This is a genomic window from Pseudomonas sp. UBA6310, from assembly GCF_002438225.1.
GTDB lineage: Bacteria > Pseudomonadota > Gammaproteobacteria > Pseudomonadales > Pseudomonadaceae > Pseudomonas_O > Pseudomonas_O kuykendallii.
Window position 1 is genome coordinate 36,870 of record NZ_DJTK01000070.1, and the last position, 7,656, is coordinate 44,525.

6 protein-coding genes and 1 pseudogene are annotated in these 7,656 nt (G+C 68.5%); 6 read left to right on the forward strand and 1 reads right to left on the reverse strand.

Translation table 11 applies throughout. The annotated features are described in order from the left end of the window. Positions 1-44 precede the first annotated feature (44 nt). On the reverse strand, positions 45-1,475 hold the full coding sequence (gene sbcB, locus B3E91_RS17330; RefSeq protein ID WP_287030709.1) for an exodeoxyribonuclease I: 1,431 nt from the start codon (positions 1,473-1,475) through the stop codon (positions 45-47). 129 nt (positions 1,476-1,604) lie between these two features. On the opposite strand from sbcB, the gene B3E91_RS17335 reads away from it, so the two are divergent. From B3E91_RS17335 to B3E91_RS17360, 6 genes and pseudogenes are all read left to right on the forward strand, one after another. After that, complete coding sequence (locus B3E91_RS17335) at positions 1,605-2,333, forward strand: RDD family protein (RefSeq protein ID WP_287030710.1); 729 nt, start codon at positions 1,605-1,607, stop codon at positions 2,331-2,333. Then, positions 2,330-3,307 (forward strand): stage II sporulation protein M, encoded by a 978-nt coding sequence (locus B3E91_RS17340; protein ID WP_287030711.1) that lies wholly within the window; start codon positions 2,330-2,332, stop codon positions 3,305-3,307. The genes B3E91_RS17335 and B3E91_RS17340 overlap by 4 nt, the downstream gene beginning before the upstream one ends. After that, positions 3,294-4,877 (forward strand): DUF4129 domain-containing protein, encoded by a 1,584-nt coding sequence (locus tag B3E91_RS17345; protein WP_287030712.1) that lies wholly within the window; start codon positions 3,294-3,296, stop codon positions 4,875-4,877. The genes B3E91_RS17340 and B3E91_RS17345 overlap by 14 nt, the downstream gene beginning before the upstream one ends. After that, positions 4,874-6,079: a DUF4350 domain-containing protein gene (locus tag B3E91_RS17350; protein ID WP_287030713.1), complete on the forward strand. Its 1,206-nt coding sequence runs from the start codon at positions 4,874-4,876 to the stop codon at positions 6,077-6,079. The genes B3E91_RS17345 and B3E91_RS17350 overlap by 4 nt, the downstream gene beginning before the upstream one ends. Then, positions 6,076-7,092, forward strand: coding sequence for an AAA family ATPase (locus tag B3E91_RS17355; RefSeq protein WP_287030714.1), 1,017 nt, complete (start codon positions 6,076-6,078; stop codon positions 7,090-7,092). Before B3E91_RS17350 ends, B3E91_RS17355 begins: the two co-directional genes overlap by 4 nt. Before the next feature lie 10 nt (positions 7,093-7,102). Beyond that, positions 7,103-7,656: pseudogene (locus B3E91_RS17360) on the forward strand (DUF58 domain-containing protein); the annotation flags it as partial.

Genomic DNA, 7,656 nt, shown 5'->3' on the forward strand with positions numbered 1-7,656 from the left:
AATTGCCGGCGTTTTTTATTGGTCCGTTTTTTCCGCAACGCCTTTCACAATCCCCAGCGCACACGCAGGGCCTGCGCATAATCCTGCCACTCACGTAACAGCGACTGTTGTTCCGGGCTGGCGCTGGCCTGCAACTCGTGCAGTGCCTGGTCGAACGCCGGCAGCGTATTAGGTGCGCCGAACTCGGGTGCGCTCAGCCGGGCCCGACAGAACTCCGCCCAGCGCTGTTGTTCTTCGCCGGACAAGGTTTCGGCAAAGTTGCGCGCGCGATAGCGGAACAACAATTCGGGCAGCCGCGGGTCGTCGAACGGCCAGTTTTCCCCCGCCAGCAGCTGCGGATCGGCGCGACGCACGCGTTCGCACAACTGGCGGTCGCGATCGCCAATGAAACCGTCATAGAGCATCTGTTCGGGATCGTCGCAGGACGGGAACGACTCCTCCGCATACACCAGCGGCAGCTTGTCACGCCACAGCGACTGCTGCTCGCGCAGCTGCGCGGCGCGCGCCATGCAGGCCTCGAGGTCCACACCGAGGCGCTCGCGGTCGCTGTCGCGCAGGACCTTGAGCGGCGCCAGCACCGGGCACTTGTTGACGTGCACCAGCTTCAGCGGAACCGGCGACTCGCCCTCGGCCAACTGATCGCGACGCCGATAGAGGCGCTGGCGCAGGGCCTCGCCGTCGAGTTCGAGCAGCGGCAGGTGGTCGGCCTGCAGGTCGCAGACGATCAGTGCATTGCGGTTCTTCGGATGCCAGGCCAATGGCAGCACGACGGCCAGGTAGCTGCGTTCCGCGGCGAAGCGCCCCGAGACATGTACCAGCGGCTGCAACAGCTGGATCTGTTCGTGCACGCGCTGCTTGCTGCGCAACTGGTAGAGGAAGTCGTAGAGCTTCGGCTGGCGCTCGCGGATCAGCCGCGCCAGGGCGATGGTCGCGCGCACGTCGGCCAGCGCGTCGTGGGCCTGGCCATGGTCGATGCCGTTGGCGGCGGTCAGCCGTTCGAGCTTGAGCGTCACCCGGCCGTCCTCCCGCGGCCATTGGATGCCTTCGGGACGCAACGCGTAGGCGGTGCGCACCAGATCGATCAGGTCCCAGCGGCTGTTGCCACCCTGCCACTCACGGGCATAAGGGTCGAAGAAATTGCGGTAAAGGCCGTTGCGCGTGACCTCGTCGTCGAAGCGCAGGCTGTTGTAGCCGGCGACGCAGGTTCCGGGGAGCGAGAGCTCGCGGTGCAGACGGGTGATGAACTCGGCTTCGCCCAGACCCTTTTCCCGCAACACCGACGGCGTGATTCCGGTGATCAGGCACGCCGCAGGATGCGGCAAGATGTCTTCGCTGGGGCGGCAGTAAAGATTCAGCGGTTCGTCGATCTCCACCAGCGCTTCGTCGGTGCGGATGCCGGCCACCTGCAGCGGGCGGTCCCGGCGCGTGTCGATGCCAGTGGTTTCGTAGTCGTACCAGAAGATGCTGGAGCTCACGGAGTCTTCCTTGTGGGGGGCGCGTCGCGAGTCTAGCACCGCCGCGCCAGAGCCTCGCCGTTGCGTCATGCTTGCCGGGCACCACGCCGGGTCGCTAGCATGCCCCAGCCTCTCCGCCCTGGTTCACCGATGCCCTCGACCGCCGTCCGCTACGCCCCTCCGGCACCGCCTGCCGCGCCCCTGGATACCCGGCTGCGCATCGAGACGCCCGAAGGCATCGACCTTATCCTGCGCCCCGCCAGCCTGGTGCCACGCGCCCTGGCCTTCACCATCGACCTCGCCATCCGCGGGCTGATCCTCGGCGTGATGTTCGTCCTGCTGTTCACCCTCGGCCAGTTCGGCATGGGCCTTGGGGCGATCCTGGTGTTCCTCGTCACCTGGTGGTACATGGTTCTTTTCGAGGTACTCAACCAGGGCCGCTCGCCGGGCAAGCAGATCATCGGCCTGCGCGTGGTCCACGACGATGGCACCCCGGTTGGCTGGGGTGCCTCGCTGACCCGCAACCTGTTGCGTTTCGCCGATATCCTGCCGTTCGGCTATACCCTCGGCATCCTCAGTTGCCTGAACAGCCGGGGCTTCAAGCGCCTCGGCGACATCGCCGCCGGCACCCTGGTGATCTACCGCGAACGCCCCGCCGAACGCCCGCCACTGACCGCTGCCGAACCGCTGCGTGCGCCCTTCGCGATGAGCCTGGAAGAACAGCGCGCGCTGCTGGAGTTCGCCGAACGCCAGGGCGGCCTGTCCGCGGCCCGACGCGCGGAGCTGGCGGCGATCCTCGCCGAACCGCTCGACGTGTCGCCGGAACAGGCCGAGGCGCGGATCAACGGCATCGCCCACGGCCTGTTGGGTTCGGCATGAAGCAGAGCCTGTTCGAAAACCGCTACCAGGCCGAATGGCAGCGCTTCGCCGCCGGGCTCGACGCGCTCGAGCGCGGCAAGGCCTCGCGCGAGGACTGCCAGGGTTTCGCCGCCGCCTACCGGCAGCTCTGCCAGCAGCTCGCCCTGGCCCAGGCCCGCGGCTACAGCCCGCACCTGATCGAGCAGCTGCAACAGCTGGCGATGCGTGGGCACCAGCAGTTCTATCGCCACCGCAGCCAACTCGGCGCCCGCCTGCTGGGTTTTCTGTTCGGCGGATTCCCGCGCCTGGTGCGTGCCGAGTGGCGCAGCGTGGCGCTGGCCTTCGGGCTGTTCTTCGGCAGCCTGATCGGCATGGGCCTGCTGACCTATTTCTATCCCGAGCTGATCTACAGCCTGATGGACCCGGACCAGGTGCAGAACATGGAGTCGATGTACGACCCGGACGCGCACCGCCTGGGCCGCTTCGGCGAACGAGGCTCCAGCGACGACTGGGCGATGTTCGGGTTCTACATCATGAACAACATCGGCATCGCCTTTCAGACGTTCGCCAGCGGCCTGCTGCTCGGCCTCGGCAGCCTGTTCTTCCTGCTCTTCAACGGGCTGACCATCGGCGCGGTGGCCGGGCACCTGACCGAGATCGGCTATATCCACACCTTCTGGTCATTCGTCATCGGCCACGGCGCCTTCGAGCTGACCGCCATCGCCTTCTCCGGCGCCGCCGGGCTCAAACTCGGCTGGGCGCTGCTGGCGCCGGGCCGGCTGACCCGCGGCGAAGCGCTGCGCCAGGCCGCCCGCACCAGCGTGCAACTGGTCGGCGGGGTGATCCTGTTCCTGCTGATCGCGGCGTTCATCGAGGCCTACTGGTCGTCGATGACCTACACCACGCCGACCGTCAAATACACGGTCGGCGCCGCGCTCTGGGCGCTGGTGCTCGCCTATTTCCTGCTGGTCGGACGCCGCCATGCGCCTGACTGACGCCAGCGTAGCGATCCGTCCGCGCAGCGCCTGGGAGGCGCTGGACCTCGGCGTGCTGCTGGCGCGCCGCCACGCCGGCCTGCTGATGGCCAGCTGGGCGCTGATCAGCCTGCCGGTGCTGGCGCTGCTCACGCTGCTGCTGTGGGAGTACCCGAGCTGGGCGATGTTCGCCTTCTGGCTGCTCAAGCCGGCGTTCGAGCGCCTGCCCCTGTACATCCTCTCGCGCGCCTTATTCGGCGACACGCCAAGCCTCGGCCAGGCGCTGCGCGCCTTCCCGCGCCTGCTCAAGCCGCAACTGATCGCCAGCCTGACCTGGCGCCGGCTGAGCCCGACGCGCAGCTTCGACCTGCCGGTGCTGCAACTCGAAGGGCTTTCCGGCGCCGCGCGCAATCAGCGCCTGGTGGTCCTCGGCCAGCGCGATACCGGCGCGGCGAGCTGGCTGACCATCGTCGGCGTTCACCTGGAAATGGCCCTCTGGCTCGGCCTGGTCACCGCCCTCTATATGTTGTTGCCGCAACAGATGAGCATCGACCTCGACTGGCAGAAGCTGATCTCCCCCGACGCCGGGAACTGGCTGTGGCTCGATCACCTGTCCAACCTGCTCTACGCGCTGGCGCTGATCGTCTGGGAGCCGGTGTACGTCGCCTGCGGCTTCAGCCTCTACCTGAACCGCCGCACGGCGCTGGAAGCCTGGGACATCGAGCTGGTATTCCGCCGCATTCGCCAGCGGCTCGGCGGCGTCGCCTACGCGCTGCTGATCGGCCTGGGCCTGCTGCTGGTGCAGCCAGTGGAACGCAGCTGGGCGCAAGACGCACCCGCGGCCATCTGCCCGCTGCCGGAGGCCGACCCGCTGGGGCCGGACGCCGATCGTCTGCAGCAACAGACGCTGACCAGCAAGGCCAGTCGCGAGGCAATCGGCCAGTTGCTCGATTCGCCGCCCTTCGAGAATCGCCAGACCGTCACCCGCTGGCGCTTTGGCGACGACCCGCAGAAGGACGCCGACCGCGGCGACGTCGAGTCGCTCGGGCAGTTGCTCAGGGGCCTGTTCCACCTCGCGGAGTTCTGGAAGCGCATCGACGGCATCGCGCTGTTCTTGGAGGTGCTGCTGTGGGCCGCGCTGTTCGGGCTGATCGGCCTGCTGCTGTGGCGCTACCGCGAATGGCTGACGCTGTTCGCCACGGGGCGGGAAAAACGACAACGCGTCGCGCAGGAGCGCCCGGCCGTGCTGTTCGGCCTGCAGGTGACGCCAGAAAGCCTGCCCGACGACGTCGCCGGCAGCGTGGAACGCCTCTGGGACGAACAGCCGCGTGAAGCCTTGGGCCTGCTCTACCGCGCGCTGCTCAGCCGCCTGCTGGGCGAGTTCCGCCTGCCGCTGAAAAGCGCGCACACAGAGGGTGAAGTGCTGCAACTGGTCGAGGAACTCTATCAGGACGACCTCAGCGCCTACGCGAGCCGCCTGACCCGCCATTGGCAGAACCTCGCCTACGGCCACCGGCCCCCGCCGCCCGCCAGCCGCGACGAGCTGTGCCAGGGCTGGCGGCAGCTTTTCGGGCCCGGAGTGCCGAGATGAAACGGCGCCCGCTGTTCTACCTCATCTCGGCGACCGTACTGGTGCTTGGCCTGCTGGCCATCTACCTGCTCGGGCGGGTCACGCCTTACCAGGAAGAAGTCAAACAGGGGCCAGCTCCGGAAGTCGCCGCCAATCCCTACCTCGCCGCAGAAAATTTCCTTCGCGGGCGTGGCCTGCAGGTACAGCGCGCCGATGGCCTGGAACGGCTGGCGGACCTGCCCAGCGTCGGGCAGACCCTGCTGCTGCTCGGCGAGCGCGACCGCATCACGCCGCGGCAGAACGAACGGCTGCTGGAATGGGCGGCCAGGGGCGGACACCTGCTGGTGGTCGCCGAGCGCCTGTACGACGAGGACAAGGGTGAGAGCGGCGACCTGCTGCTAGATCGCCTGGGTATCCAGCAACTGCGCAGCAAGGACCTGGAGAAGCCCGCCGAGAACGCCGCGCCCGATGAGGCCGAGCCCGAGCAGGAAGCGGAATCCGAAGACGCCGATGCCTATCCGGAGCTGACCAAGCTCTACCTGGAGAACGAAGAGGCGCCGGCCTACATCGGCTTCGACACCGACTTCCACCTGTACGACTCGCAGAACCGCGCCCACGCCTGGGCCAACAGCGCCCGGACCACGCACCTGCTGCAACTGCAGTACGGCGAAGGCCTGATCAGCGTGGTCACCGACGCCTGGATCTGGCAGAACGGCAAGATCGGCGAGTACGACAACACCTGGCTGCTCTGGTACCTGACCCAGGACAGCGCCGTCACCCTGCTCTACCGCGCCGATCGTGACAACCTCGCCAGCCTGCTCGGCAGGTATTTCCCGGAGGCGCTGGCCGCCCTCGCGCTGCTGCTCGCTCTGGGCCTCTGGCACGTCGGCCAGCGCAGCGGCCCGCTGCAGCCGCTGCCCGCGCCATCGCGCCGGCAATTGCAGGAGCACCTGCGCGGCAGTGCCGATTTCCTGCTCCGACGCAGCGGCCAGCGCACCCTGCTGCAGGACTTGCAACAGGATATCCAGCGCCGCGCGCGCCGCCGTCATCCCGGCTTCGAACGTCTCGGCGTCGCCGAACAGTGGCAGACGCTCGGCCGACTCAGTCGCCTGCCGCCTGGCCACGTCAGCCAGGCGATGCGTCCGGTGCCGGACAAACGTCTCTCCGCCGCCGATTTCACCCGCCAGGTAGCCCACCTGCAAACCCTCAGGAATGCCCTATGAGCGATCAGGAACAACCCAGCGCAACGCCCGCCGCCAGCGGCTCCAGCCCTGAAGTGCAGCGCCAGCGCGCGATCCAGCTGGCCCAGGCGCTGCGCCACGAACTGCAGAAGGCCGTGATCGGCCAGCGCGAGGTGATCGACGACGTGCTCACCGCGCTGATCGCCGGCGGCCACGTGCTCGTCGAGGGCGTTCCCGGCCTCGGCAAGACCCTGTTGGTGCGGGCGCTGGCGCGCTGTTTCGGCGGCGAATTCTCGCGCATCCAGTTCACCCCCGACCTGATGCCCAGCGACGTCACCGGCCACGCCGTCTACGACCTCGCCAGCGAGCAGTTCAAGTTGCGCAAGGGCCCGGTGTTCACCCACCTGCTGCTGGCCGACGAGATCAACCGCGCCCCCGCCAAGACCCAGGCGGCGCTGCTGGAAGTCATGCAGGAACGCCAGGTGACCCTCGAAGGCCGGGCGCTGCCGGTGCCGCAGCCGTTCATGGTGCTGGCCACGCAGAACCCGATCGAGCAGGAAGGCACCTATCCGCTGCCCGAGGCGGAGCTGGATCGCTTCATGCTCAAGCTGCGCATGGATTATCCGGATGCCGGCGAAGAGCTGGAGATGGTCCGCCAGGTGACCCGCTCGGCCCGCGCCGACATGCTCGAGGTCACGCCATTGCGCACCCTGCTGCAAGCCAAGGACGTGCTCGCGCTGCAGAAGATCGCCAGCGATCTGCCGCTCGACGAGCAGGTGCTCGATTACGCCGTGCGCCTGGGCCGCGCCACCCGCAACTGGCCGGGCCTGAGCCTCGGCGCCGGGCCGCGCGCCTCGCTCGCGCTGGTGCGCGGCGCGCGAGCCCGTGCGCTGCTGCGCGGCGGCGAGTTCGTCATTCCGGACGATGTGAAGGGCTGCGCCCTGGCCGTGCTGCGCCACCGCGTGCGGCTGTCGCCGGAGCTGGAGATCGAAGGGCTGTCGGTCGACCAGGTCCTCCTGCAACTGCTCGAACAGGTTCCGGCCCCGCGCCTATGAGCACCTCACGATGAAACCTTCGCGCAGGCTGCTGGCGCTCGTCGCCACGCTCTTCGCCGCCGCCCTGCTGCTCGGCGCGCTGGATGCGCTTGGCGTGGCCGTGCCGGCGCCGCTGCATCGGCTCTGGTGGGGCGCGTTGCTGGCGCTGTGCGCCTTCGCCGCGGTCGATGCCTGGCGCCTGCGCCGCATCCCTTCGCCGCGCCTGCAACGGCGCCTGCCGGGCAACCTGCCGCTGGGCCGCAGCGAGGAAGTACGCCTGGAACTGGCAAACGATCATGCGCGGCCGCTGCGGGTCGAGGTCTTCGATCACGTGCCGGACGGACTGGCCTTCGAGGCGCTGCCGCAGACCGTCGAGCTGCGCCCGGGCGAAATCAGCTCATTCGGCTATCGCCTGCGCCCACGGGTACGCGGGCATTTCAGCTTCGTCCGCTGCGAGCTCGGCGTGCCCAGCCCGCTCGGCCTGTGGCGCGCCCGGCGCCTGCTGGCGCTACCCGGCGAGACCCGCGTCTACCCGGATTTCGCCCGCCTGTACGGCGCCCAGCTGATGGCGGTGGACGACTGGCT

Excerpts from the sequence above, each read along its gene's own strand:
- B3E91_RS17335 (WP_287030710.1), top strand. The coding sequence starts at position 1,605 with ATGCCCTCGACCGCCGTCCGCTACGCCCCTCCGGCACCGCCTGCCGCG.
- B3E91_RS17340 (WP_287030711.1), top strand. The coding sequence starts at position 2,330 with ATGAAGCAGAGCCTGTTCGAAAACCGCTACCAGGCCGAATGGCAGCGC.
- B3E91_RS17345 (WP_287030712.1), top strand. The coding sequence starts at position 3,294 with ATGCGCCTGACTGACGCCAGCGTAGCGATCCGTCCGCGCAGCGCCTGG.
- B3E91_RS17350 (WP_287030713.1), top strand. The coding sequence starts at position 4,874 with ATGAAACGGCGCCCGCTGTTCTACCTCATCTCGGCGACCGTACTGGTG.
- B3E91_RS17355 (WP_287030714.1), top strand. The coding sequence starts at position 6,076 with ATGAGCGATCAGGAACAACCCAGCGCAACGCCCGCCGCCAGCGGCTCC.